27 protein-coding genes and 2 pseudogenes are annotated in these 24,468 nt (G+C 66.8%); 16 read left to right on the top strand and 13 right to left on the bottom strand.

Annotation, left to right across the window (positions count from 1 at the left end; translation table 11 throughout):
• Positions 1-211 precede the first annotated feature (211 nt).
• From rpl7ae to ndk, 4 genes are read left to right on the top strand one after another with little or no spacing between them, the layout of a single operon-like run.
• On the top strand, positions 212-574 hold the full coding sequence (rpl7ae, locus tag V8686_RS13745) for a 50S ribosomal protein L7Ae (protein ID WP_379705056.1): 363 nt from the start codon (positions 212-214) through the stop codon (positions 572-574).
• Between the two features lie 6 nt (positions 575-580).
• A complete protein-coding gene (locus tag V8686_RS13740) occupies positions 581-805 on the top strand; it encodes a 30S ribosomal protein S28e (protein WP_049936843.1) in 225 nt (74 codons plus the stop codon).
• Positions 805-1,002 carry a 50S ribosomal protein L24e gene (locus V8686_RS13735; RefSeq protein WP_379705054.1) on the top strand — a complete coding sequence of 66 codons (198 nt, stop codon included), beginning with the start codon at positions 805-807 and terminating at the stop codon, positions 1,000-1,002. The genes V8686_RS13740 and V8686_RS13735 overlap by 1 nt, the downstream gene beginning before the upstream one ends.
• Positions 999-1,463, top strand: a complete 465-nt coding sequence (ndk, locus tag V8686_RS13730; RefSeq protein ID WP_379705052.1) for a nucleoside-diphosphate kinase — start codon at positions 999-1,001, stop codon at positions 1,461-1,463. The genes V8686_RS13735 and ndk overlap by 4 nt, the downstream gene beginning before the upstream one ends.
• On the opposite strand, the gene V8686_RS13725 is transcribed toward ndk, so the two are convergent.
• Positions 1,464-2,183 carry a helix-turn-helix domain-containing protein gene (locus tag V8686_RS13725; RefSeq protein ID WP_379705050.1) on the bottom strand — a complete coding sequence of 240 codons (720 nt, stop codon included), beginning with the start codon at positions 2,181-2,183 and terminating at the stop codon, positions 1,464-1,466.
• A gap of 155 nt (positions 2,184-2,338) precedes the next feature.
• Between V8686_RS13725 and V8686_RS13720 the strand changes: the two genes are divergently transcribed.
• The 3 genes from V8686_RS13720 to V8686_RS13710 are packed head-to-tail and all read left to right on the top strand — an operon-like array spanning position 2,339 to position 4,782.
• Positions 2,339-3,742: a selenium-binding protein SBP56-related protein gene (locus tag V8686_RS13720; RefSeq protein ID WP_379705048.1), complete on the top strand. Its 1,404-nt coding sequence runs from the start codon at positions 2,339-2,341 to the stop codon at positions 3,740-3,742.
• Positions 3,743-4,057 (top strand): 2Fe-2S iron-sulfur cluster-binding protein, encoded by a 315-nt coding sequence (locus tag V8686_RS13715; RefSeq protein ID WP_379705046.1) that lies wholly within the window; start codon positions 3,743-3,745, stop codon positions 4,055-4,057.
• Positions 4,054-4,782, top strand: coding sequence for a hypothetical protein (locus tag V8686_RS13710; protein WP_379705044.1), 729 nt, complete (start codon positions 4,054-4,056; stop codon positions 4,780-4,782). Before V8686_RS13715 ends, V8686_RS13710 begins: the two co-directional genes overlap by 4 nt.
• A 6-nt stretch (positions 4,783-4,788) precedes the next feature.
• Here V8686_RS13710 and V8686_RS13705 read toward each other — a convergent pair whose 3' ends face one another.
• Positions 4,789-5,571: a TrmB family transcriptional regulator gene (locus V8686_RS13705; protein WP_379705042.1), complete on the bottom strand. Its 783-nt coding sequence runs from the start codon at positions 5,569-5,571 to the stop codon at positions 4,789-4,791.
• A gap of 224 nt (positions 5,572-5,795) precedes the next feature.
• Between V8686_RS13705 and V8686_RS13700 the strand changes: the two genes are divergently transcribed.
• The 4 genes and pseudogenes from V8686_RS13700 to V8686_RS13685 all read left to right on the top strand — a co-directional run bounded on the left by V8686_RS13700 (position 5,796) and on the right by V8686_RS13685 (position 10,714).
• Entirely contained in the window at positions 5,796-7,739 is a 1,944-nt protein-coding gene (locus V8686_RS13700) for a primary-amine oxidase (protein ID WP_379705040.1), read from the top strand.
• Positions 7,739-9,407: pseudogene (locus V8686_RS13695) on the top strand (ammonium transporter). Before V8686_RS13700 ends, V8686_RS13695 begins: the two are co-directional and overlap by 1 nt.
• Before the next feature lie 27 nt (positions 9,408-9,434).
• A complete protein-coding gene (locus tag V8686_RS13690; protein ID WP_379705038.1) occupies positions 9,435-10,193 on the top strand; it encodes a hypothetical protein in 759 nt (252 codons plus the stop codon).
• 56 nt (positions 10,194-10,249) lie between these two features.
• Positions 10,250-10,714, top strand: coding sequence for a metal-dependent hydrolase (locus V8686_RS13685; RefSeq protein WP_379705036.1), 465 nt, complete (start codon positions 10,250-10,252; stop codon positions 10,712-10,714).
• Here the strand turns inward: V8686_RS13685 and V8686_RS13680 are convergent.
• From V8686_RS13680 to V8686_RS13645, 8 genes are all read right to left on the bottom strand, one after another.
• Entirely contained in the window at positions 10,711-11,772 is a 1,062-nt protein-coding gene (locus V8686_RS13680; protein WP_379705034.1) for a methionine synthase, read from the bottom strand. The genes V8686_RS13685 and V8686_RS13680 overlap by 4 nt on opposite strands.
• On the bottom strand, positions 11,769-12,761 hold the full coding sequence (locus tag V8686_RS13675) for a 5-methyltetrahydropteroyltriglutamate--homocysteine methyltransferase (RefSeq protein ID WP_379705032.1): 993 nt from the start codon (positions 12,759-12,761) through the stop codon (positions 11,769-11,771). The genes V8686_RS13680 and V8686_RS13675 overlap by 4 nt, the downstream gene beginning before the upstream one ends.
• Before the next feature lie 59 nt (positions 12,762-12,820).
• Positions 12,821-13,423 (bottom strand): HemK2/MTQ2 family protein methyltransferase, encoded by a 603-nt coding sequence (locus V8686_RS13670; RefSeq protein ID WP_379705030.1) that lies wholly within the window; start codon positions 13,421-13,423, stop codon positions 12,821-12,823.
• The gene (locus tag V8686_RS13665; RefSeq protein WP_379705029.1) at positions 13,420-14,538 is read right to left on the bottom strand and encodes a mechanosensitive ion channel family protein; all 1,119 of its coding nucleotides are present in this window, start codon (positions 14,536-14,538) and stop codon (positions 13,420-13,422) included. The genes V8686_RS13670 and V8686_RS13665 overlap by 4 nt, the downstream gene beginning before the upstream one ends.
• On the bottom strand, positions 14,531-15,379 hold the full coding sequence (locus tag V8686_RS13660; protein WP_379705027.1) for a 16S ribosomal RNA methyltransferase A: 849 nt from the start codon (positions 15,377-15,379) through the stop codon (positions 14,531-14,533). The genes V8686_RS13665 and V8686_RS13660 overlap by 8 nt, the downstream gene beginning before the upstream one ends.
• Before the next feature lie 67 nt (positions 15,380-15,446).
• On the bottom strand, positions 15,447-15,665 hold the full coding sequence (locus tag V8686_RS13655) for a hypothetical protein (RefSeq protein WP_379705025.1): 219 nt from the start codon (positions 15,663-15,665) through the stop codon (positions 15,447-15,449).
• Between the two features lie 69 nt (positions 15,666-15,734).
• Positions 15,735-16,355 (bottom strand): DUF655 domain-containing protein, encoded by a 621-nt coding sequence (locus V8686_RS13650; protein WP_379705024.1) that lies wholly within the window; start codon positions 16,353-16,355, stop codon positions 15,735-15,737.
• 62 nt (positions 16,356-16,417) lie between these two features.
• Positions 16,418-17,302: a hypothetical protein gene (locus V8686_RS13645; protein ID WP_379705022.1), complete on the bottom strand. Its 885-nt coding sequence runs from the start codon at positions 17,300-17,302 to the stop codon at positions 16,418-16,420.
• Positions 17,303-17,392: 90 nt separating this feature from the next.
• On the opposite strand from V8686_RS13645, the gene mvaD reads away from it, so the two are divergent.
• Complete coding sequence (mvaD, locus tag V8686_RS13640) at positions 17,393-18,361, top strand: phosphomevalonate decarboxylase MvaD (protein WP_379705021.1); 969 nt, start codon at positions 17,393-17,395, stop codon at positions 18,359-18,361.
• Here the strand turns inward: mvaD and V8686_RS13635 are convergent.
• The gene (locus V8686_RS13635) at positions 18,358-18,888 is read right to left on the bottom strand and encodes a hypothetical protein (protein ID WP_379705019.1); all 531 of its coding nucleotides are present in this window, start codon (positions 18,886-18,888) and stop codon (positions 18,358-18,360) included. The two genes, mvaD and V8686_RS13635, sit on opposite strands and share 4 nt — an antisense overlap.
• Positions 18,889-18,991: 103 nt before the next feature.
• On the opposite strand from V8686_RS13635, the pseudogene V8686_RS13630 reads away from it, so the two are divergent.
• The 3 genes and pseudogenes from V8686_RS13630 to panB all read left to right on the top strand — a co-directional run bounded on the left by V8686_RS13630 (position 18,992) and on the right by panB (position 21,546).
• Positions 18,992-19,627, top strand: a pseudogene (locus V8686_RS13630) (IS6 family transposase).
• Between the two features lie 206 nt (positions 19,628-19,833).
• On the top strand, positions 19,834-20,739 hold the full coding sequence (locus tag V8686_RS13625; RefSeq protein ID WP_379705017.1) for a ketopantoate reductase family protein: 906 nt from the start codon (positions 19,834-19,836) through the stop codon (positions 20,737-20,739).
• Positions 20,740-20,778: 39 nt separating this feature from the next.
• Positions 20,779-21,546 carry a 3-methyl-2-oxobutanoate hydroxymethyltransferase gene (gene panB / locus V8686_RS13620; RefSeq protein WP_379705015.1) on the top strand — a complete coding sequence of 256 codons (768 nt, stop codon included), beginning with the start codon at positions 20,779-20,781 and terminating at the stop codon, positions 21,544-21,546.
• On the opposite strand, the gene V8686_RS13615 is transcribed toward panB, so the two are convergent.
• Positions 21,543-22,355: a TrmB family transcriptional regulator gene (locus V8686_RS13615; RefSeq protein ID WP_379705013.1), complete on the bottom strand. Its 813-nt coding sequence runs from the start codon at positions 22,353-22,355 to the stop codon at positions 21,543-21,545. The genes panB and V8686_RS13615 overlap by 4 nt on opposite strands.
• Positions 22,356-22,550: 195 nt before the next feature.
• On the opposite strand from V8686_RS13615, the gene V8686_RS13610 reads away from it, so the two are divergent.
• Positions 22,551-23,543, top strand: coding sequence for a transcription initiation factor IIB (locus V8686_RS13610; protein ID WP_379705011.1), 993 nt, complete (start codon positions 22,551-22,553; stop codon positions 23,541-23,543).
• Here V8686_RS13610 and V8686_RS13605 read toward each other — a convergent pair.
• Positions 23,540-24,436 carry a hypothetical protein gene (locus tag V8686_RS13605; RefSeq protein WP_379705009.1) on the bottom strand — a complete coding sequence of 299 codons (897 nt, stop codon included), beginning with the start codon at positions 24,434-24,436 and terminating at the stop codon, positions 23,540-23,542. The genes V8686_RS13610 and V8686_RS13605 overlap by 4 nt on opposite strands.
• Between the last annotated feature and the right edge of the window lie 32 nt (positions 24,437-24,468).

The raw sequence follows: 24,468 nt of genomic DNA, 5'->3' as shown, positions 1-24,468 counted from the left end.
TACCGCAGCTACTGTCGACGGGTGATTCGAGGGGAGGACCGGGGACCCGAACGCCCGTGTGCCCCCCTCACACCCCTTCACGGCTTTGAAAGCGCTTTTATGGGGTCCCCTGCTAACCGACTGTACAGCCTACCCGCGGTTGATGATGCGCCTCGCCATCAGGGACTCACTCTGGTGAGGTGCGCGAGCCGACGGGTGGGAGGTACAAACCATGTCAGTTTACGTCAATTTCGATGTCCCGGCGGACCTCGCCGAGAGCGCCATCGAGGCGCTCGAAGTAGCGCGAGACACAGGCAGTGTAAAGAAAGGAACGAACGAGACGACGAAGGCGGTCGAGCGCGGCAACGCCGACCTCGTCGTCATCGCGGAAGACGTCCAGCCCGAAGAGATCGTGATGCACTTGCCGGAACTCGCCGACGAGAAGGGGATTCCCTACGTCTTCGTCGAGACCCAGGACGACGTCGGTCACGCGGCGGGGCTCGAGGTCGGGAGCGCCGCGGCCGCCATCGTCGACGCGGGCGACGCCGAAGAACAGGTCGAAGACATCAGCACGAAGGTCGAGGACCTCCGGTAAGCGACCATGAGCGCCGAAGAGAGTGCCAGCGACTCGATGCCCGCCGAGGTAATCGAGATCGTCGGCAAAACCGGCATGCATGGCGAGGCCATGCAGGTCAAATGTCGTATCCAGGAAGGCTCGAATCAGGGTCGAATCATCACGCGCAACGTGCTGGGCCCGGTCCGCGAGGGCGACGTGCTCCAGCTGCGCGAGACACAGCGCGATGCCGACTCCATCGGAGGACAGTAATGGTCGATACACGCACCTGCGACTACACGGGCGAGGAGATCGAACCCGGCACGGGGACCATGTACGTCAGGAAGGACGGCACCATCCTGCACTTCGTGGACTCCAAAGCCGAGAAGAACTACTTCCTCGGCCGCGAGGCCCGCGACCTCGAGTGGACCGCAGACGGGCAGGCGGCCGGCGGCCAGGGTGAGGAATGAGCGACGCCGAGCGTACCTTCGTGATGGTCAAGCCCGACGGCGTCCAGCGTGGCCTCATCGGGGAGATCATCTCCCGCTTCGAGGATCGTGGTCTCAAACTCGTCGGCGCGAAGTTCATGCAAATCTCCGACGATCTGGCCCACGAACACTACGGCGAACACGAGGGCAAGCCCTTCTTCGACGGCCTCGTGGACTTCATCACGTCCGGCCCGGTGATGGCGATGGTCTGGGAGGGACAGGACGCCACGCGACAGGTCCGAACGATGATGGGCGAGACGGACCCCGCCGAATCCGCCCCGGGTACCGTTCGCGGCGACTTCGGTCTCGACCTCGGTCGGAACGTCATCCACGGCTCCGACCACGCGGACGAGGGCGCAAACGAACGGGAGATCGACCTCTTCTTCGACGAGGACGAACTCCAGGACTACGACCGGATCGACGAGACCTGGCTGTACGAGTAGCTAGTCGGTCTCGCCGAGATAGCCGGTAACGAGCCTTTCTTCGGCCCGACGCAGACGATAGGAGAGCGTCGATCGCGGCACGTCGAGCGTCTCGGCCAGGTCGTCGAGCGTGATCTCCCGGGGCGTCCGATAGTAGCCGTGATCGAGAGCGGCCCGCATCGCCGTTCGCTGGTCCGGCGGGAGCGCAATCGATCCCAACGAGTCGTGACCCCACCGCTCGGCCTCGCCGAGGTGACCCATGTGAAAGGAGAGCCCTTCCCGCAGATTCGCGCCGAGGGCGTCGTACAACAGGCCCACCTTCTCGTCGGACTTTACGAAGATGCGCCAGCTGTGACGATTCTCTCGCCGCGTGGTGCAGTAGAGCGATCCGTGGGGAAGATACCGACCGGCGAGCGTCTGTACGGACTCGCCGTCCTCGACATTCTCGACGTGGCTGTAGATCACCCGCTCGTCGTCCGAGCGCTCCAGCACGTCGTGGAACCGCGTGGCCGAACAGTCCGTCTCGGTCACCGACGCCGTCCGCACCGTCTCGTCGAGGCGGAGTCGCTCGACCGCGTCGAGCGCCGCTGTCGGGCCGATCAGCCGCTCGATGCGCCAGAAGCGGTCCTTGGTCACGCAGCCGTGTAACGCCTCGGCGACGAGTGTGGGATACTCGATGAACACGTCCATCACCGGATCGGCCCCCGGCTCGTACACGATATCGAACGCGAACTCGCGCATCAGGCACCCTCCAAGTCGTCACGGGCTACCATGAACACACCTCCGGGTACGTCGGCCATCGCAAAAGGCTTCCTTAGAGTCGAGCGAACGACACGAGTTGTCGCTCGACAACTCAATCATTATTTATGCTCGTAATGTGAATGATACTGTCTGGCATGAGTACTGACGAACCCGGCAACACGGCCGAGGAGCACGGACACGAACACCACGAGGTAGAAGGACCGGGCTATCCGACACCCGGAGCGATGCGGACCGAGTCGGAGCGCGAGAAGACGGCGTTCGTCATCGCACTCCGTGTCGGGATGGACGTCGACGGCTCCGACTTCATCGGCGTCGTGGACCTCGATCCCGAATCGGACACGTACAGCGAACTGGTCGACACCGTCGAGATGCCGAACAAGGGCGACGAACTCCACCACTTCGGCTGGAACACCTGCTCGTCGTCGTGTCACTCCGAGGGGCTGATGCGCGATCACCTCATCGTCCCCGGACAGCGGTCCTCCCGCATTCACATCCTCGACGCCGAGGATCCGCGGAACATGGAGATCGAGAAGGTCATCGAGCCCGAGGAACTCTTCGAATACGACCTGTCGGCGCCACACACCGTTCACTGTGTCCCCGGTGGGAAGGTCGTCATCAGTATGCTCGGTGACGCCGACGGGGAACTCCCCGGCGGTTTCCTCCAGTTGGACCAGAGCGACTTCTCCATCGACGGCCACTGGGAAGCCGACCTCGGCGACATGGAGATGAACTACGACTACTGGTACCAGCCCCGGCACAACGTGATGATCTCGACGGAGTGGGCCGCGCCGAAGACCTACTATCCCGGCTTCGACTTAGACGACGTCGAGGACGGAAAGTACGGCGACAGCATCCACATCTGGGACTGGGAGAACAAGACACACCAGCAGACCCTGACCTTCGGCGAGGAGGGGCAGATTCCGCTGGAGATTCGCATGCCCCACGATCCCGAGGAGACACAGGGCTACGTCGGAGCGGCGCTCTCCTCGAACATCCTCCGCTTCTGGGAGGAGAGCGACGGCGTGTGGGAGTGGGAGAAGGTCATCGACGTCGAGTCCCGCGAGCACCCCGACTGGGACATGCCCGTCCCCGGTCTCGTGACGGACATCGTCCTCTCGCTGGACGATCAGTACCTGTTCTTCTCGAACTGGCTGCACGGCGACATGCGGATGTACGACGTGAGCGACTTCGGCAATCCCCGGCTGGTCGACCGGATCTGGGCCGGCGGGAACTTCGGCGACCGACAGGAGATTCAGGGCACCGAAATCCGCGGTGCGCCCCAGATGCTCCAACTCTCCCGCGACGGGAAGCGCGTCTACTGGACCACGTCTCTGTTCTCCTCGTGGGACAACCAGTTCTACCCCGACATCGGCGAGCAGGGCTCGCTGATGATGAAGGCGGACGTCTACCCCGACGAGGGACGGATGGAACTCGACGAGGACTTCCTCGTCGACTTCGGCGACGCGCCGGGCGGACCCGCTCGTGCGCACGAGATTCGCTGGCCGGGCGGCGACTGCACCAGCGACGTCTGGCAGTAGATGCATCGGGTCACCCTCGAGTGGCGCGACGGCCGGGAGACCACCGTCGAGGTAGCCGACGGCGAGACGGTCATCGACGCCACCGAGCGCGAGGGCCTCGGCGTCCCCTACGGCTGTCTGTACGGTGCCTGTGCCACCTGTACCGGGCGCCTGCTGGATGGTGACCTCGTCCACGTCGAGCGAGCGAACGGGCTGAAACCCCGGCACCGACGGGACGGCTACGTCCTGCTCTGCGTGGCCGAACCCAGATCCGACTGTCGGATCGAAGTCGGTGCGGAGATTCAGGCCGACCTCGTCCCAAACCCGTGGAAATGAGACCGCTCGTCCGGCGGACGGCCGTCGCCACGCTCGTCGCCGCGTTCCTGTCGACGCCGGCGGCTGCCCACGGCGTAACCGCCGCCGCGACGGGTCTCCCTTTCGCGCTCGTCGTCGCGGGCGTCGTCGCGCTCAGCCTCGCCGGTGGTGCCCTCGTCCTCGCGGTGTCCACCTGCGTCGCCCGTCCGGCCACCTCCATCCACCGAGTGGCGGTCCCGCTTCTCGTTCTCGCACTCGGCGGGACCGCCCTCGCCCTCGCGCTCACGCGATCGACCGGAACGGCGCTCGCGGGGACGCTCGTGGGGGCGAGCGTCGTCTACTTGGCTCGCGACGCGGCGGTGACGGACTGCGGCGTCTGTGCCGACGCGGCGCTGGGGGCGGTGACGCTCCACCGCGGCCTCGAAGGCGCCGTCCTCGCCACGGTCTACGCCGCCGACGCCGCCCTCGGCCTCGTCGGTGCGCTCGTCGTCGCCGTCCACGCCGCCGCCGAGACGGCCGCCGTCGGGTCGCTGTACGCTCCTGCCGGGCGTCGATACGCCGTCGCGGCCGTCGTCGCCGTGCAGGCCGGTTTCGTCGTCGGCGTCGCCGCCGGTTGGGTTGTCGTCGACGGCGTACCGCCGACCGCCGAGGCCGGCTTGCTGGCGCTCGTGGGTGGCGTCCTTCTCGCCGTCGGTGGCCGGGAGGCCCGGCGACGCCACGTGGCGTCTGCCCTCGGCTCGGCGTGAGCCGAGTCAGGACACCGGCTCGCCGTCCGCCCACAGCAACTCGAAGAGTTGTGAGAGCGTGGTGTAGAGGTGGGGACTCGCCGTCGAGATGCCGACGTAGCCGTCGTCGTTCTGGGCTCGGAAGGCCAGCAGGATTCCCTCGCCGTCGTACGTGTAGAGTCGGCCGCGGATGTCCTGGACGAGTCGCATCGTCATCAACTCGCGCGCTCGGTCGCGAACCGCGGCGTCTACCTCCCGGTCGTCCGAAATCAGTGCCCGAATCTCGACCCCTTGCTCGTGTTTCTCTGCGAGAAGTTCGGCGTGGTGGTTGGCGATCCGCTCGAAGCTCTCCGGCGTCGTGATCATGAGTATCTCCGACTCCGCGGCCTCACCGAGGCGTTCGAGCTTCTCGAGGATGTGGTGCCGATTCGGATACGACCAGCTGATGTCCACCTCGTCGCTCTCCCTCCCGTAGTCGGCGTCGTCGACCGCGTTCAGAAAGTGTTCGCCCAGGCCCTGTATCTCGTCGAGTCTCCGGACGTGTTCGCGCCGCTTGAACTCGCGGAACTGCGAGACGGCTCGGGTCGCCTCGATCGGCCCGAACTTCTTCGGGCGCCCCTCCTGAACGACGACGAATCCCTTCGTCTTCAGCGAGTCGAGGACGTCGTACACGCGCGACTGTGGGACGCCCGCCCGGTTCGCGACTTCCTTTGCCGTCGACGTCCCGCCCCGCAGCAGGCCGACGTACGTCGACGCTTCGTACTCCGAGAGCCCCATCTCCTGCAGGTACATCTCCGGTTCGCTGTGCATGCGTACTCCCAGGCGGCCCGACACTTGCACTTTTCCCCGATAAATCCACGATAATCGAACGAATGTACTGTTCTTTTATCATTTACCACTCGACAGTGGTGAACTAGGTATATTGCACTACACTCGCGTCTCTTTGACGTGATTCGGTAGATGATTGGGTACCAATCTAGAAGAAAGAGAAACGAACGAACAGTATTGTCGGGGATTCGTGGAGTGATGGCCGCATGGCGGTAGATCTGAACGAGACGGCGGTGACACATCCGCTCGATCCACTGACGACGGACGAAATCGCCGCCGCCACGGACGTCCTCGAAGCCGAGTGGGACGTCGCCGACGACGCGGTGTACCACAACGTCGTCCTCGACGAACCCGAGAAGGAGTTCGTCCGTGCCTTCGAGGAGGGCGATCATTTCGACCGCGAGGCGGTTCTCACCGTCCGGCAGGACGGTGAGACGTACGAGGCGACGGTGTCTATCACGGGTGAAGAGCTCCTCGACGTGACACACATCGAGGGCGTTCAGCCGGCCATCACGCCGCCGGAGGTCGACCAAGCCGAACAGGTCGTCATCAACGACCCCGAGTGGCAGGAGGCGGCCGCCAAGCGGGGCGTCGAGAACTTCGACCTCGCCATCGTCGATCCGTGGCCGGCGAGCGGGTTCGAACCCGACGAGTTCGACGAGCGACGCCTCGTCCGCGCCATCTCCTGGATCCGTACCGAGGAGGAGGACAACGGCTACGCCCGTCCCATCGAGGGGCTGTTCGCGTTCGTCGACCTCGACGAGATGGAGGTCGTGAAAATCGAGGACAACGGCGTCGTCGACGAGGAGAACCCGCTCCCGCCCGAGGATGCCGACTTCCGGGCCGACCGCGTCGACACGCGGGACGACTTCAAACATCTCGATGTCGTGCAACCCGAGGGACCGAGTTTCGAGGTCGACGGGCAGACCGTCGAGTGGCTCGACTGGGAGTTCCAGGTCGGGTGGACACCCCGCGAGGGGCTGGTCTTCCACGACGTCACCTTCGAGGACGAGGGCGAGAAGCGCAAGGTGCTCCACCGTGCCTCCGCCTCGGAGATGGCCGTCCCCTACGGCGACAGCGACCCCAACCACTCCTGGAAGGAGGCGTTCGACATCGGCGAGTTCCACGTCGGCCGGATGGCGAACGTGCTCACCGAGGGCTGTGACTGCCTCGGCGAGATGCACTACTTCGACGTGGCGATGAACGACACCAACGGCGATCCGAAGACGCTTCCCAACGCCATCTGCATGCACGAGGAGGACGACGGCGTCCTCTGGAAGCACACGGAGTGGCGGAAAGAACACACCGAAGTTCGTCGTCGCCGCCGCCTCGTCATCTCCTTCATCGCCACCGTCTACAACTACGACTACGGGTTCTACTGGTACTTCTACCCCGACGGCTCCGTCGAGGGCGAAGTCCGGCTGACCGGAATCGACTCCAACGGGGTGGTGCCCGCCGACGAGGACGCGACCGACACGAACGGCGAGTACGAACTCGTCGCCCCGCAGGTCAAGACCTCGATCCACCAGCACCACTTCAACTTCCGGCTGGATTTCGACATCGACGACACGCCCAACCGGGTGAAGGAAGTCCACAACGAACCCGTCGGGAGTGAGCGCAAGAAGGGTTTCAAGGCGAAGGAGACGGTTCTGGAGACCGAGACGGAGGCCCGCGACGACATCGATCCGCTGACCGGCAAGTACTGGCGGGTCGAGAGCACGGAGACGACGAACTCTTACGGCCGACCCTGCGGCTACAAGCTGGAGCCACACACCAACGTCAACTCGCCGGCACGACCCACCTCCAGCACGAAAAAGCGGGCCGGGTTCATCCAGAACAACTTCTGGACGACCCAGTACGACCCCGACGAGCAGTTCGCGGCCGGCGACTACCCGAACCAGAACGGCGAGACGACGGGGTTGTCCGAGTGGACCGAGAAGGATCGTAACCTCGACGGCGAGGACGTCGTCTGCTGGTACACCCTCGGCGTCAACCACGTCACCCGCGCGGAGGACTGGCCGGTCCTGCCGGTCGAAATCGCGAGCTTCCACCTCAAGCCCGAGGGCTTCCTCGACAGCAATCCCGCGATTTCGCTCCCGCCCGAGCCGTGCCACACCGAACACGACCTGACCTCGACGGGTGACGACTGATGACGGCGCTCCTGCAAGTCGACCCGTCCGTCGTCGCCGAGGGGGTCAACCTCCTCTGGGTCATGGTCGCCACCTTCCTCGTGTTCTTCATGCACGCGGGCTTCGGCATGCTCGAATCCGGACAGGTCCGCTCGAAGAACGTCGCGAACCAGTTGACGAAGAACGTCCTGACGTGGGGCGTCGGCGTCCTCGCGTACTTCATCGTCGGCGTCGGCGTCTCGGCGGTGGTCGCCGGCGTCACCTCGGGAGGCGGCGTCTCCGGGGTGTTCGCTCACTACACCGGCGGCTCGACGGCGTGGGCGAGCATCCTCTTCGGTGCGGCGTTCTCGATGGTCGCAGCCTCCATCGTCTCGGGCGCCGTCGCCGAACGCGCACAGCTACGGGGGTACCTCCTCTTTACCGTCCTCGTCGGCGCGCTCATCTACCCCGTCGCGACGGGACTGACGTGGGGCGGCGGCTTCCTCGCCACCCTCGGCTTCCAGGACTTCGCCGGCGCCGCCGTCGTCCACATGACCGGCGGCGTCTGTGGCCTCGTCGCCGCGTACGTCGTCGGCCCGCGGCTCGACAAGTTCGACGACGACGGCTCACCGAACGTCATCCCCGGCCACTCGCTCCCCTACGCCATCCTCGGGACGCTCATCCTCGCCTTCGGCTGGTACGGCTTCAACGTCGGCACCGCCGTCAACGTCTTTCAGGTCTCCGACGCCGGCGAACTGGTCCTCGCCGACTACGCCTACGCCGGCCGAGTCGCCATCAACACCGCGCTCGTCATGGGAACCGGCAGCATCGGCGCCGCGGCGATCAGCGTCCTCCGTAGCGGCAAGGTGGACAGTCTCATGACCGCGAACGGCCTGCTCGCCGGCCTCGTTTCCGTCTGCTCCATCGCGGCGGTGGCGAGTTGGCCCGCGACGCTCGTCGTCGGCTTCATCGCCGGCGTGCAGGTCGTTCTCGTCTTCGATCTGCTGGAGAAGGTCGGCATCGACGACGTGTGTGCCGTCTTCCCGGTTCACGGCTCCGCGGGTGCGTTGAGCGCCCTCGCGTACCCCTTCGTCGACACCACGTCGGCGTTCTCCGTCTCCCAACTCGGGGTGCAGGTCGTCGGCATCGTCGTCCTCGCGCTCTGGGCGGCCGCCATCACCTTCGCCATCTACGGCCTCCTGAAAGCCCTCGGCTGGGCGCGGGTGAGCGAGGAACACGAACGCGAGGGGCTCGACTCCTCGGAGCACGGTATCGTGACCTACCCCGAGTTCGGCGAGAACTCGATCGGGCGTGCCCCGGGTCGGACTCCCGAAACCGCCGCCGATGGAGGAGTAAGCGACGATGACTGAGATCGAAATGGTGGTCGCCTACATCCGTCCGGACAAACTCGGCGCAGTGAAACAGGCGGTGGCCGAGGCCGGCGCTCCTTCCATCACCGTATCGAACGTCTCGGGCCGCGGCTCACAGCCCGCGAAGAAGGGGCAGTGGCGCGGCGAGGAGTACACGGTCGACCTCCACCAGAAGACGAAAGTCGAGTGCGTCGTCGCCGACGTGGACGGATCGGTCGTGGCCGAGGCCATCAGCGACGCGGCCCGCACCGACGAACCCGGCGACGGGAAGATATTCATCCTGCCCGTCGACGACGCCATCCAGGTCCGAACCGGCAAGACCGGACCCGACGCGGTCTGACACCCCACCTCCCGTCGACTCCACCCCATGCCCCACGACAGCTCAGACCGGCGCAACGCACTCGTTTCGAGCCAGCGACGCCGGTGGATTCTCACGAGTACCCTCCTCCTCGGATCGACGGTTCTCGCTGCCCCGGTGACCGCTCACGGGACGGCCGAGCGGACGGTCGGCCTCGCCTTCCCCGCCGTCGTCGCCGCTTCGGTCGGCGCCAGCCTGCTCGGGGGCGGCCTCGTCTTCGCGGCCGTCGACCGCCTCCCCCGGTCGCGTGGGGCCGTCCCGCTGCTCTTTCTCGCCCTCGGCGGCCTCTCCCTCGCGCTCGCCCTCGACGGGGCGCCGGTCGGCGCGGGCCTCGGCGTCGCCGCTGGCGTGGGCGCCGTCTCCATCGCTCGCGGCCACGCCGTCACGGACTGCGGCGCCTGTGCCGACGCCGCGCTGGGTGCCGTGACGCTCCATCGCGGCCTCGAAGGCGTCGTCCTCGCCACCGTCTACGCCGCCGACGCGGCCCTCGGCCTCCTCGGCGCGGCCGTCCTCGCGGTCCACGCCGCCGTCGAGACGGCCGCCGTGGGGTCGCTGTACGCCGGGACCCGGCGGTACGCCCTCGTCGCCGTCTGCCTCCTGCAGGTGGGGTTCGTCGTCGGCGTCGCCGCGGGGTGGGGCGTCGTCGACGCCGTGTCGCCGGCCGCCGAGGCCGGCTTACTGGCGCTCGTCGGGGGCGTCCTCCTCGCTGTCGGTACCCGGGAGGGCTACTCCCGCTACGCCGGACGGCAGCCGGTCTACCCGGTGTAGCCGACGCTCGGGGCCAACAGTGATATCCGCCTGACACCCCGACGACACCCCGTCAGATGCTGTTTCCCACCCACCTCGCCGCGGCGTACGTCCTCGGGAGGCGGTGGGACCTGTCCGTACCACTGCTCGTCGCGGGGGCGGTGCTCCCCGATATCGTCGACAAGCCGGCGGCGATGGCCGGCTTCGTCGACCTCTACCAGTCGGCCGGGCACTCCCTGCTCCTCATCGTCGTGGGCTTCGCCGTGGTGTTCGTCCGCCGCGCGTGGACGCCCGTCTGGATCGGGTGGGCGTCGCATCCCCTCCTCGACGCGTTCCACATGCTCCTCAACGGCCGCCCGAACGACCTCCTCTTTCTGGCGTGGCCGATCATCGAACACACACCCGCGGTCGACCTCCCGCCCCTCGAGTTCTTCCTGCAGTACCTCTGGACGCCCTCGTTTTACGCCGAGTTCGTCGTCTGGGGGCTGCTGGTCTACTTGGTGGTCGACGGCGAGGTGACCGACGTGACGGCCGAAACCTAGTCCGCGCTGACTTCCGGCCCGAGGTCGATTTCGCCGGCGTCGAGTTCGGCCTCGATCTCTCGGGTCGCCGTCACCATGTTCTCGATTTTCCGGTAGGCCACTTCGCGGGGCAGTAGCTTCACGCCGCAGTCCGGGCTGACCGTCAGGCGCTCGGGAGGAACGACCTTGAAGCCCTGCAAAATGTTCTCCTTGATCTCCTCGACGGTCTCGACTTCCGTCGTGTGCACGTCGACGACGCCGAGGGCGAGGTCGGTCGTGAACTCGGGGTCGGTGAACACGTCGATCTGTTCGTAGCCGCCGTTGCAGAGTTCCACGTCGAACTCGTCGATGGGGTACTCCAGCAGTTCTGGGTAGATTCGGGAGTAGTCGCCGTAACAGACGTGGAGCCCGATGCGCACCTCGTCGGGCACCCCGGCGACGATGCGTTCGAGACACTCGCCGACGATGGCGTGGTCGTCGGGCGTCGTCGCGAGCGCGGGTTCGTCGATCTGGATGTAGCGCGCGCCGGCGTCGACCAGTGCCTCGATTTCCTCGTTGACGAGGTCGGCGAGGGCGTAGGAGAGGTCCGCGTCCGTCTCGTAGGCCTCGTTGAACGACCACGCCGCCAGCGTGTAGGGTCCGGTGATCGGCACCTTGACCGGCTTGCTCGCGGCCGACTGCGTGAACTCGAACTCGTCGACCAGCCACGACTCCTCGTACTCGACGTCGTCGACGACCGACGGCTTGTCGAAGTAGTTGTGTCCCCACACCTTCACGGGGCCGTTGAACTCGTAGCCGTCGATGCGGTCGGCGAAGAACTCGACCATCTCGTTGCGGCGCATCTCGCCGTCGGAGACGGTATCGAGCCCGGCCCGCTCGTGTTCGTCGACGATGACACGACAGGCGTCGTCGTGGGCCTCGTGGAGGTGGTCGTCGGTGAACTTCGAGTCCGGGTCGTCCGCCAGGTCCGACACCCGGTTGAGCCACTTGGGTTTCGGATAGCTGCCGACGATGGAGGTCAGCAGGAAGTGGTCGTTCGGGTGGTCCTCGGGGCGGAACTGCTCGCGGTTGTTCGTCATGCGTCCACCTCCGCGAGCGCGGCGGCGTCACCCAGCGCCGCGAGTTTCTCCTCGAACCGGTTCACGGGCAGGTAGAACAGTTCGGTGTTCGACGTGAGGTAGGCCCGCTCGAAGTCGGTGTGGGTCCGCTCGTCAACCCACTCGACGCGGTCGCGGATCGTCTCCGGTGACTCCACGAGCGTGTTCTGCCCGTCGACGAGGCCCATCGCAATTCCGTCCTTGGTGCCGTACTCGTTGATGTTGTAGAGCGAGGCGTCGGCGTCGGTGACGAAGTCGAAACCGATGGCGTCGACGTCGGCGTCCATCAGGTGCGCGTAGGTCTTCTCCGGCACCGCACCCCAGTAGGTGTGGACGACCACGTCGGCGTCCGTCGCGGCGGCGACGCGGTCGATGGTTTCGCTGACGTGGTCGTCGGCGTCCTCGTCCGGCGGCGCCTCGACCAGCGACGGCTCCAGTAGGAACAGCGTCTCGTGGGCCGGGAACCCCTCGACTTCGCCCGCGAGGTAGTCGGCGACGGCGTCCAGGAAGTCGGCCTCGTCGCCGTAGTGCTCGTCGGTCGCCAGGTCGGCGAGGGAGTACGGGCCGGGCAGGACGGCCTGCAGGTCCTCGGCGTCGGCCTCGACGGCCGCGAGTTCGTCGGCGACGTCGCCCGACGGGGTGAGTTCGCCCCGCACCTGCGGGTCGCGGTAGAAGTTGTTGTTGTCGTAGTAACGGACGATTCCGCCCGTCTCGACGTTGTCGTGAATCGTCAGCGGGTGGGCTAGCATGTCGTCCCAGCGAAGCTGTCCCTCGACGATCCGGTCGAGCCCCGTCTCGACCTGCGCGTCGACGACGTCGGTCCGGGCACGACGGTAGGCGTCGACGATTTCGGGTCCCTCGTCGCCACCGATCAGGTCGCCCTTCTGGTGGCCCTTCAGCGCTGATAGTTCGTCTTTCGCCCAGTCGGGCAACGGATACAGTCCCGGTGTCGTGGCGACCAGTTCGGTCATCACGTTCGGCTAGGTGATGCCGTCGCTTAATATTTGCTAAACCAAAATATGTCTGTTGGTTATTCTCGATCCAGCCGAAGGATCGACAGCGTCTCGAACGGGTAGGACTCCTGACGGGCCGTCGTCGTCGCGAATCCGTTCTCCTCCGCGTGGGCCACCACCGTCTCGAACCCCGTGAGACTGCTGACGAGGAGGAGAACGACGCCGTCCGGGCGGAGGACACGACCCACGGTGTCGAGGAACGGATCGATGACGGCCCGCCCCGACTCCCCACCCGAGAGCGCACGCTCCATCCAGTCGTCCCACTCGTTGTCGGGGTCGGTCGGGAGGTAGGGCGGGTTGAACGCCACGGTGTCGAAACTGTCCGCCCGGAACGGTTCGACCAGGTCGGCGCGGACCGCCGGGATTCCCCTGTCGCGGGCCTGTCGACAGGCGTCCGGGTTGCAGTCGCTCGCGACCACCTCGCACTCCGTCTCCGCCGCGATTCGTTCGGCGACCCACCCCGATCCCGTCCCCACCTCGAGCGCCCGTCCGTGGGCGTGGTCGACGGCCGCCTCGGCGAGCAACCGGGAGTCCTCCGCCGGTTGGTACACCGCTCGATCCACGCCGCGTCGGTCAGCCAAGTCGGCGAGGGTGTCCGCGTCGTCCCCGTCCACGGTCATTCCTCCGCCCCGTCGTTCGGGCCGCCGTCCGGCGTCGCCGGGGTCGCCTCGCGACCCTCGGCGATGGCGAGTCCGCCCGCCTCCGTTCGGCCCATGAGTTCGCGCTGTGGGAACGGGATCTTGATTCCCTCTTCGGCGAAGGCATCTGTGAGGGACTCGATGACCGCCGTCCGCGTCCGCCACATCCGCCGGGCGCTGGGATTGTCGATCCACACCCGCACGCCGAGGACGATAGCCGAGTCGCCGAAGCGTTTGCCGACCACCTGCGGCGTCGGGACGTTGAGGATCTGGTCCAACTCCGTTACCGTCTCCCGGGCAATTTCGGCCGCGTGACTCGGGTCGTGGTCGTAGTCGATGCCGACCTCCACCTCGATGCGGAGACGACCCTTGCGCGTGCGGTTGGTGATCGCCTGACCGCTCACCTCGTCGTTCGGCAGCATCACGTACTCCCCGTCGAAGGTCTGGATGCGCGTACTGACGATAGTGATCTCGGTGACGATCCCCTCGCGGTTTCCCACCTGGATCCAGTCGCCGATCTCGAAGGGGCGCGAGAACATCAGGACAAAGCCCGCGAGAGCCGCCCCCAGCGTCTGTCTGGCCGCCATCCCGACGACGATGCCGAGGAAGCCGGCCCCGACCAGCAGACTCCCGAGGTTGCGGGTGAACAGTCCGACCACGACGAGTACTGCAAGCGTGTACAGCGTCACCTGTGTCAGGCGGTAGACGATCTCCCGCTGGTGTTCGCTGATGCTCGACCGCTTGCCCGTGAACTCGCCGATGATCCGCCCGACGAAGTCGGTCAGGGTGTAGGTGGTCGCCAGGATCACCACCGCGAGCAGGATCCGCCCGGCGAGATCTTGGAGGCCGAGATTCCGGTACGACCGCGCGAGCGGTCCGATCAGGTCCCATAGCCCGACGACGAGCAGGATACCGCCGCCGGTCACCAGCGATGCCACGGCCGACAGCACGAGTTCGCCCCGCTGGCCGATATTCCGGTCGCTGCGGCGCACGCGGTCGACGCCGTACCGGGCACCGAGGACGGCCACCACGACGGCGGCGGTCGCGACCACCCGACCCGCCGTCGTCGCGTCCGCGGCGGCGAGTGCGTCAGCCACCGTCGCGACCTCCACCGTGTTCGGCCGCGAGGGCCGCGAGCGCGGCGAACTCGTCCGGCGCCACGTCGCCCGCCCGCCGCGACATGAGCGTCTCGTCCGCGGCTGCGACGACGGCGTCCGGATCGTCGAGGCCCGAGATGTGGGCGGTGTTGCGGACCGCGTTCCGCAGCGTCTTCCGCCGCTGAGTGAACAGTGCCTTCACGAACCGCAGGAAAAAGTCCTCGTCCTCGACTTCGTAGTCCGGGTCCCGCGGCGTCGTCCGCACCACCGCGCTGTCGACCGCCGGCGGCGGCGAGAACGCCGTCGGAGGGACCGGTTCGACCACCTCCACGTCGGCGTAATGCCCCGCGCTCACCGACAGCCGGCCGTACTCGTCGGTCCCCGTCTCGGCGGCCATGCGTTCGGCGAACTCCCGTTGGAACATGAGGACGGTCGGAATCCCGAGCGGCAGGAGGCGGAACGTGATTTCGCTGGAGACGCCGTAAGGTAGGTTCGAGACGCTCGCGGTGGCGTCGGGCAGGTCGACGTCGAGCGCGTCGCCCTCGAGGACGGTCAGCCGGCCGGCGGCGACCGCCTCGGCGAACTCCGTCTCCAGGAAGGCCGCGAGCTCCGGGTCGCGCTCGACTACCGTCACACGGTCGCTCGTCGCCAGCAAGCGGTCGGTGAGCGCACCGGTTCCGCCGCCCACTTCGAGTACGTGACTCCGGTCCGCGTCGTCCGGCAGGTACGTCGGCAAACGGTCGAGGACGCGCTCGTCGACGAGGAAATGCTGATCGCGGTCGGGGTTACCGCTCACTCCAGCCCGCCCGAGCAGTCGATCCGGTGAACGGGACCCTGTCATCGTCTTCGATAGCGCACCAACCCGGGTAAATTTCCCGTTTCCCCTGGCGGCCGTCGACGCGGACCGGTCACAGCGTCAGCCCGGCCAGCAGCGTCGGACACCCCAGTCCGAAGCCGATCAGCCCACCGACCGCTCGGGCGCGGCGTTCCTGTTTCCGTCCGGCCCGCTCCGGGTGCTCCTGCCACTCCCGCGACCCGACGAAGTTGCGGACGCCGTGAGGAAAGGCGGCCATCGCCGCGCCGATGCCGATCAGGACGAGACCGGTCAGGACGAGACCAACGTTCATGCTCGGCGACGGCCCCGGGGCGCTCGCGCACGTGGACGAACGACGCACATGACTCCGGTGTGGCGACGATCAGTCCGACTGCTCGCCCACGAAGGTTCGGTACTTGAGGTCCTCGTCGCGGAGTTCTTCCAGAATCCGGTCGACGAGGACGTCCTTCGGATCGTGGAGCCCCGCGATCCGATCCTCCAGTTCGTCGAAACTCTCGAACGGCGCGCGCTTGCGCTCGTCCAACACGTCGTTGCGGAGTTTCTTGCCGATTCCTGGCAGGAGGTTGAGTTGGTGGAGTCGGAGAGTGATCGGTTGGGCGTCGTTGTAGAAGTCGACGAACCGCCGTTCGTGACGGTCCACGATCTCTTCGACCCCGTACTCCAGTTCGGAGTGGGCGGCGTTCGAGAGGTCGTCGTACGTCACGTCACGGATTCGGTCGACTGCCTCCCGCTCGTCCGCGGGGTCGATCACGATGCGGTCGCCGATACCCACGTCCGCCTCGTCGGCCAGCGTGAGTTCGAGGAGTCGAAACGCCGACTCCCCGAGCGCATACGCCAGCGGCGACTTCTGGTACTGCGGCCGGTCGTCTCCCGGCCGGCCGTGTGGCAGGTAGTCGAGGACCACCGCGTAGGTCCGCTCCGCCTCCTCTGCGGTTTCGGCACCGTCGGCGGCGCCAGCCTCTCCGCTCTCGGAGGTCGTCATACACGATCTGTACGGTGACCGACTATTTAAACCGTCGGACGAGACGGGTACGCACCCGTCGGCTACCCGAAGTCGTCGCCGAAATCCACGGCCCGAAGCTCGCCAGCGATCTGGGTCTCGAACCGTCGTTCGACCCGCTCCCACGACGGCGACTCCCGGTCGGTCGCGTAGTGTAACACGCCGACTGGGAAGCGATACGGCGCGTAGTCGACCGTGATGCCCGCCGCGTAGTCGCCCGGCACCGACCGCTCGACGACGTGGTAACTGCCGGTCTCCTCGCTCGCACGCGACACCGCCGCTACGTCAACGTCGGTGAGGTGATCCACGAGCGGATCGGACTCGACGGCCGCAGTGAGCGACTCGATCAGTCCCACGTCGGCCGCGCTCACGACGATCCAGCGTCGCTCGCCGACGGCGGCCGTGTAGCCGCCGTGCTCCAGAAGCGAGTATCCGTCGCCCCCGTCGTCCAGCCGGGTCCAGCCGTCGCCGATCATCCCCTCGACGGCAGTCGCCGTCGAGAACTCGCCGCGGCCGAGCGTCACGTTCGAGAGCGCTCCGGGCTGGACGTGGACGAGTTCGAACGCGTCCGTCTCGGCGTACTTCGGCGGACCCGCTCCCAGCCACCCTTGCCGGAGTCGCCGGCCGACGGTGTCGTCGTCGACGCCCGAGAGCAACCCCTCCGCGTCCACGTAGCGTGCCCACACGTAGGAGGCGTCGGGCATCTCGGGGTGAGTGGGCGTCCGGTCGAGCATCGCCGCGAACCCGACCGTCTCGCTCGACGGAGCTCGCGGCGTCGGCGTCGGCGTCGGCGTGGCCCTGGCCGTTCGCGTCGGCGTCGGTGTCGGCGTCGCGTCGCCGGTGTCGGTGTCGCCCGAACAGCCCGCGAGTGCGAACACGCTCGCGGCGCCCGCCGCTTCGAGAAACCGCCGTCGAGAGACACACGGCATACCGTCCCCTCGGTCCGGCGGCTCTTATACCTGCCCCGCTCTCCCGCCCGTTCCGGGACGTTTATGCGCCCGTCCGACACCCTTTCGGGCATGAAGGCGACCGCGACGGCCCACCCGATCCAGGGGCTGGTGAAGTACCACGGGATGCGCGACCCCGAACTGCGACTCCCGTATCACGACAGCATCAGCGTCTGTACGGCGCCCAGCCGGACCATCACGACCGCCGAGTTCGGCGCGACCGACGAGGACGTCTACGTCGTCGACGGTGACCCCGTCGACGGACGGGGCGCCGAACGCATCGACGCGGTCGTCGACCACGTTCGCGAGCGCGCGGGGATCGACGCCCCAGTCCGTCTGGAGAGCGAGAACTCCTTCCAGTCGAACGTCGGCTTCGGCTCCTCCTCGTCGGGGTTCGCGGCGGCCGCGATGGCGCTTTCCGCCGCCGCCGACCTCGGTCTCTCCCGGCCCGAAATCTCGACCATCGCCCGCCGCGGGTCGTCCTCGGCCGCCCGCGCCGTCACCGGGGCGTTCTCGCACCTCCACACCGGTCTCAACGACGCCGACTGTCGCTCCGAGCGCATCGAGACCGACCTCGAAGACGACTTGCGGATCGTCGCCGCGCTGGTGCCGTCGTACAAGGAGACCGAACAGGCCCACGAGGAAGCCGCGGACAGCCACATGTTCCAGGCGCGGATGGCTCACATCCACGGACAGATCGCCGAGATGCGTGACGCGCTACGGAACGCGGAGTTCGAACGCGCGTTCGAACTCGCGGAACACGACTCCCTCTCGCTCGCTGCGACGACGATGACCGGACCCGCCGGCTGGGTGTACTGGCAGCCCCGAACCATCGCCGTCTTCAACGCCGTCCGCGCGCTCCGCGAGGAGGACGTGCCGGTCTTCTTCTCGACGGACACGGGCGCGAGCGTCTACGTCAACACGACGGCGAACTACGTCGACCGCGTCGAGTCGGCCGTCGCCGACTGTGGTGTCGAGACCGAGATCTGGGAGGTCGGCGGGCCGGCCGAAGTCCGACCCGAGTCCGAGGCGCTGTTCTAATCCTCGATCCACTCGACCCGGTGTTCGTACGGTCGGTCGACGTCGCCGCGCAACCAGAGGATCGCACTCGACCGGTTGGGTTTCGTCTCGCCGGCGTGACTCGGGTCCCGCGACCGGTAGTTGAGTTCCACCTCCGCCCCGTCGGGGTACGTCCGCGCCACGTTGACCGTGTGGTACTCGCGGTCGAACCGATCCACCGACGGCGTGACGTGGTCGAACTCGGCCGGGACGCTCTCGGCGGTGAGTTTCTCCCCCGTCGCCGCCACCCGATCCAGCGCGTCGAGTAACGCGCCGAAGTCCGCGATGGCCGCCGCCGGTCCCGGCATCGGCAGTTCGCTCCGCTCGGCGAACGCCTGCGCCGCGGCCAGTCCCGCCGGTCGCAGGGTCGTTCCGTCGACGAGTCCCGACTCCCGGGCCTGCCGCAGTGCCCGTGTCCCCGACGACAACTGCGCGTTCAGTACGCGTCGCAACTCCGCCCGGTCCTCGACCGACTGCGCCGTCCAGCAGACGAACCCTTCGACACCCATCCGTTCGGCCGTCGGTGCGCGTCCACTTAACTCTCGGCCGTGGGTCGGGCCTCGTGTTCAGATAAGGATTGAAAGGTGAGGCGTAGCGTTTTTTGAGTGTTCTATGCCCGAAAACGCTAGCCTCAACGGGTGTATCGACCGAATCGAGTTAGGTTTTGTGGAACGAGAGGCAACACCGCGGCTGTTGATGAAGCTCAGTATTCAGCTCCATCTTGCCGGACTATCACTCTCGAATACTGTCTCTATTCTTGAGATATTTGGTGTTGAGCGGGCACGATCCACCGTTCACAACTGGGTTCACAAGGCAGATCTACAGCCCGAAGAGGGTCGAAGCCCGGATCACGTTGCGGTTGATGAAACGGTGATCCGACTCAATGACGAGCGGTATTGGCTGTACGCTGCGGTTGATCCGGAGACGAACGAATTACTCCATACAAAGCTTGAACCGACGAGAACTAACGTTATTGCTTACTCGTTCTTCCGTGAATTGCGCGAGAAACACAACGTTGACGACGCCGTGTTTCTCGTCGATGGCGCGACACCACTAAACGACGCGTGCCGTCGCCACGGCCTCGATTTCAGATATGAACGCCACGGAAATCGGAACAGCGTCGAACGTGTCTTTCGCGAAGTAAAACGTAGAACTACCAGTTTCTAGAACTGTTTTAGCAACGCCGAAGCAGAAACTGCAAACGAGTGGCTCAGATCGTTCGCCTTCGCATGGAATCAGCTAATCTGAACAGGACCTTTCGCACGGTACCAACACTCATTTGACCGCGCGGAGAACTGTCCCGCGAGTGCATCGAGAATGACACGAGTCGCGTTCGTCGCGTCGAGTACGCCGGCGGAGGCTGCAGACGCCGTCCGGCCGGGAGCGAGAGGCGTCTCGCAGTTCCGGCCGTCCGGGGAGTGGCGAGTCCGCCCGACCGGCAGGACGAGGGAGCCATGGACATCCTGATCTTCGGCGCCGGAAGCCTCGGAAGCCTCCTCGGCGGACTGCTCTCCCGGACCCACGAGGTGACGCTCGTCGGTCGGGAGCCACACGTCGGTGAGGTCCGACGCGACGGGCTCCGGATTACGGGCGTGGAGACGGTCGACGTCCACCCGGCGGCGACGACGGACGGCACGGAAGTGAGCGCGGATCTCGCCGTCGTGACGGTCAAAGCCTCCGACACCGAGGAGGCCGCCCGCACCCTCGCGACCGGTGACGTCGACGCCGTCTGTTCGCTCCAGAACGGCATGGGCAACGAGGACGTCCTCGCCGCCCACCTCGACGGCACGGTGCTCGCCGGGACGGCGACCTACGGGGCGCGACTGGCCGGTCCCGGTCACGTCGAGTGGCTCGGGAGGGGACGGCTCACGGTCGGCCCCTGGCGTCCAGAGGACGACGTCGAGACGGCGGAGCGGGTCGTCGCCGCGTTTCGCGCGGCCGACCTCGACGCCACGGTGACGACCGACGCCCGGGGACGGCTCTGGGAGAAACTGGCGGTCAACGCGGCGATCAACCCCGTTACGGCACTGGCCCGGGTCGAGAACGGGGCGCTGGCGCCGCCAGGGGAACTGGCCGATCTGGCGACGGCCGCGGGCGTCGAGACGGCGGGGGTCGCGCGTGCCGACGGCGCGTCCCTCTCGGACGCGACGGTGCGGGAGTCCATCGCGGAGGTGGTTCACGAGACGGAGCGGAATCGCTCGTCGATGCTGCAGGACGTGACCGACAGCCGGCGGACGGAAATCGACGCGATCAACGGCTACGTGGTCGACCGGGCCGAGGAGTTGGAGGAGTCGGTCCCGGTCAACCGGACGCTCGCGACGCTGATTCGTGGCTGGGAAGCGGGCGCCGGGGTCGAATAAGGGGTACCGTTAATTCCCCGGCGGCCGATTCGCGGGACGATGCCAACGGTACAGGAGATTCGGCAGGCGTCGGCGGACGGGGAACCGCTGACGATGTTGACGGCGTACGACGCGCCGACGGCGGGTATCGTCGACGCGGCCGGAATCGATCTGATTCTGGTCGGCGACAGCATGGGCAACGCCGTCCTCGGCTACGACTCGACGCTTCCCGTGACGGTCGAGGAAATGGCGAGTCACACCGGCGCAGTGGCTCGGGCGGCGGAGGACGCACTCGTCGTCGCCGACATGCCCTTCATGAGCTACGGCACGACCGACGGCGCGGGCGTCGAGAACGCGGGACGACTCGTGAAAGACGCGGGCGCGAACGCCGTCAAACTCGAATCGGGGCCGCACACGGTCGCGTTGACCGAGCGCCTCGTCAACCTCGGTATCCCGGTGATGGCCCACCTCGGGTTGACACCCCAGCGGCTCAACCAAGTCGGCTACAGCCGTCAGGGGACGACCGAGGCGGCCGCCGAGGAGATCCGCGAACTCGCGGAGAGACACGAGGCGGCGGGGGCGTTCTCGCTGGTGCTCGAACACGTGCCCGGCGACCTGGCCGCGGAGGTAACCGCGGCCCTCGACATCCCGGTGATCGGCATCGGCGCCGGTCCGGAGACGGACGGCCAGGTGCTCGTGCTGACTGACGTGATCGGACTCTCCGAGTCGGCACCGCCGTTCGCTGCGGAGTTCGGCGACGCGCGCGGAGAAATCGAAGACGCGGTGACGGCGTACCGGGAGGCCGTTGAGGACGGCGACTTTCCCTAGTCGCCGCGAACGGCCGTCGCGAGGAGGGGACGCATCAGGCCGACGACGGGTGCCTCGGCGCTGTCTGTCCAGACGGCGCGGTGTTTGCGAACCCCGGGTAGATCGGTCGCGGCGTCCGCGCTGACGAGCAAGGCGTCGCCGTCGACCATGCACACGCTCGTGACGGCGCCGGCCTCGATGGGGACGGACTCCCACCAAGTCCAGGTTTCGACCACGTCGGCGCCGTCGACTGCGTCGGTCAGGCGCTCGCGGATCGACTCGTCGGGTGAGCCGATCACCACGTCGACGCCCCGGTCGGCGGCGTCGGCGAGGGCCTCGGTCAGGTCGTCGCCGAGAAGCGCCTCGACGGCGACGGCGAACAACACCTCGTCGTCCGCGTTCCCGACGAGAGTGGCGAGGCGCTCCGAGACGGCCGTTTCGCCCTCCATCGTCCAGACCTCGCCGGCGCCCGAGGAGCGATCCGGCGAGCCGAGTCGTGGGAGAATACCCCCGAGTCGGTCGAGTCGGGTCTGGGCCTCCTGTTCCAGGAGTTCGACCGATTCTCGGGGGGAGACGGCCCGGAATCGGCGGGGTTTCGACTCCTGAACGCTGACGAGACCACGATCCTGAAGCGCGTCCATACTGTCGTAGATGCGCGCACGTGGAACGTCGGCCACCTCGCTCACTTCCTTGGCCGTGCCCTCGCGCAAGCGCGTGAGCGCGACGAAACATTTCGCCTCGTACTCGGTGAGTTCGAACGTCCGGAGCGTTCTCACCGCCTCCTCGACGAGTGAGTCGACGCCGGCGTCCGAAGATGTGTGTTGAGTCACGACGAGCGTCTCCCGTGTCGCTCCCGGGTAAGGATGACACCACCAAAAAGAGTCGGGTCCGGGTCGAGCCAGTTGGTGACTCCCCACACGAGTTGTTTCTATTGGAATCAAAACACAGTAGAAACTATTAAGATACTACCAATCCTACAGGGTGATGGAAGCGGCAACCGCGGCCTCGTGCCGCCCTCGACAATCATGAGCCAGCAGCCCCAAACCCACCGAGAGATCGGCGGGGAACAGTACACGACGACCGAAGCCCGCGAGGAAGAAGAGACGGCAGAACACGTCTGCCCGGAGTGTGACGCCGCCCTCGTCGTCGACGAGTCACACGGCGAGACGGTGTGTGAGTCGTGTGGCCTCGTGGTCGAGGAGGACGAAATCGACCACGGCCCCGAGTGGCGCGCCTTCGACTCCAGCGAACGCGCTCAGAAGAGCCGCGTCGGCGCGCCGACGACGAAACTCCTCCACGACGACGGCCTCTCGTCGGTCATCGACTGGCAGGACCGGGACGCCAAGGGGCGGACCATCGACGGGAGCAAACGCCGAAAGCTCCAGCGACTCCGAACCTGGGACGAGCGCTTCCGGTCGAAGAGCGCCCAGGAGCGCAACCTGAAGCAGGCACTCGGCGAAATCGACCGGATGTCCTCCGCGCTCGGATTGCCCGAGAACGTCCGCGAGACGGCGAGTGTCGTCTACCGACGCGCACTCGAAGACGACTTGCTGCGCGGCCGCTCAATCGAGGCGATGGCGACGGCGTCGCTCTACGCCGCCGCCCGGCAGGCGTCCGTGCCGCGAAGCCTCGACGAGTTCGAACCCGTCAGTCGGGTCGGGCGCAAGGAGTTTTCGCGGGCCTACCGGTACATCGTCCGCGAACTCGGACTCGCCATCGAACCCGCTAACCCGCTCGAGTACCTGCCACGTTTCGCCTCTGACCTCGACCTGGACGGCGAGACGAAGAGCCGTGCTCGTTCGCTCCTCGAGGAGGGCATGGAGAGCGGCGTCCACAGCGGCAAGAGTCCCGTCGGTCTCGCGGCCGCGGCGCTCTACGCCGCGTCCATCCTCGAAGGCGAGAAGGTGACGCAAAAGGAGGTCTGTTCGGTGAGCGACGTCTCGGAGGTGACCGTCCGCAACCGGTACACCGAGTTACTCGAAGCCGGCACCGACCCCGACGCGGCCCGCGCCGCCTAGGGGCGGATCGCCGTCTCCAGATCCGCGGCCGCCAGTTCCGTTTTGAGGCGCTTCGCAGTCCCGTTCGTCTCCGCGACGTTCTCCATCAACACAGTCTCGCTCGGGAACAGATCCTCACCCACGACCAGTCCGTGTTCCCGAGCGGTCGACCCGGTCATCGTCAGGTAGACGCCGAGACCGACGTCCGCGATGGCAGCCTCCTCCTCGACCGACGAATCGGGGTAGGTGAACGTTACGTCGTCGAGCGCGTCCGTGCCGAGGATCGCTCGGACGAGTCGCTCGTACCGGGGAGAGATACAGAGCGGGCCGGCGTAGTCGGCGACGAACGAGCGGTCGAGGTCCGAGCCGGGCGGCAGAATCTCCGGCGTCGCGAGTAACGTGTGATACACCGTATCGCCGAGCCCGGTTTCGATCCGCACGTCGGTGTCGCGGGGATCGATACGGTCGTTCACGTCGGCGATGGATTCGACGCCAGTCTCCCCCAGCGTGACGACTTCCTCCAACACGAGGTCGGCGCTGTCGAAGCCGAGGCCGAACTCGTGGGTGCGGAGCGCGCGGAAGGGTTCCTCCCGCCCGATCAACTCCACCGTCATGCCGTCGACGGGGACGGTCACGCTGTCGAAGACGATCCGTCGGGGTTTGCCGTCGCGGTCGTCGCGCAGGAGGGTGTACTCGGGATGTGTCGGGTCCGAGAGGTCGGAGTACGTCGCCAGTCGCTCGTACACGTCACGGTCGGCCGTCGACAGACCCTTGGTGACCGCCTTCTCGTAGCGAAGCGTCGAAGAAACGTCGTCAGCCAGGGCGTCGGCGTCGGCGACGGCGGCGAACCGTTCGAGAACCGCCTCCAGCGGGCGCCCCTTGCGTGGAACGGCGACCCGAACCGTCTCGGTCATTGTCGGCCCGACGCGGTGGCGGGCTTTACCGA

Source organism: Haloplanus litoreus (assembly GCF_045690335.1).
GTDB classification, from domain to species: Archaea; Halobacteriota; Halobacteria; order Halobacteriales; family Haloferacaceae; genus Haloplanus; species Haloplanus litoreus.
The sequence above is the reverse complement of the archived record's forward strand: the minus strand, read 5'-3'. Positions and strand labels throughout refer to the sequence as shown.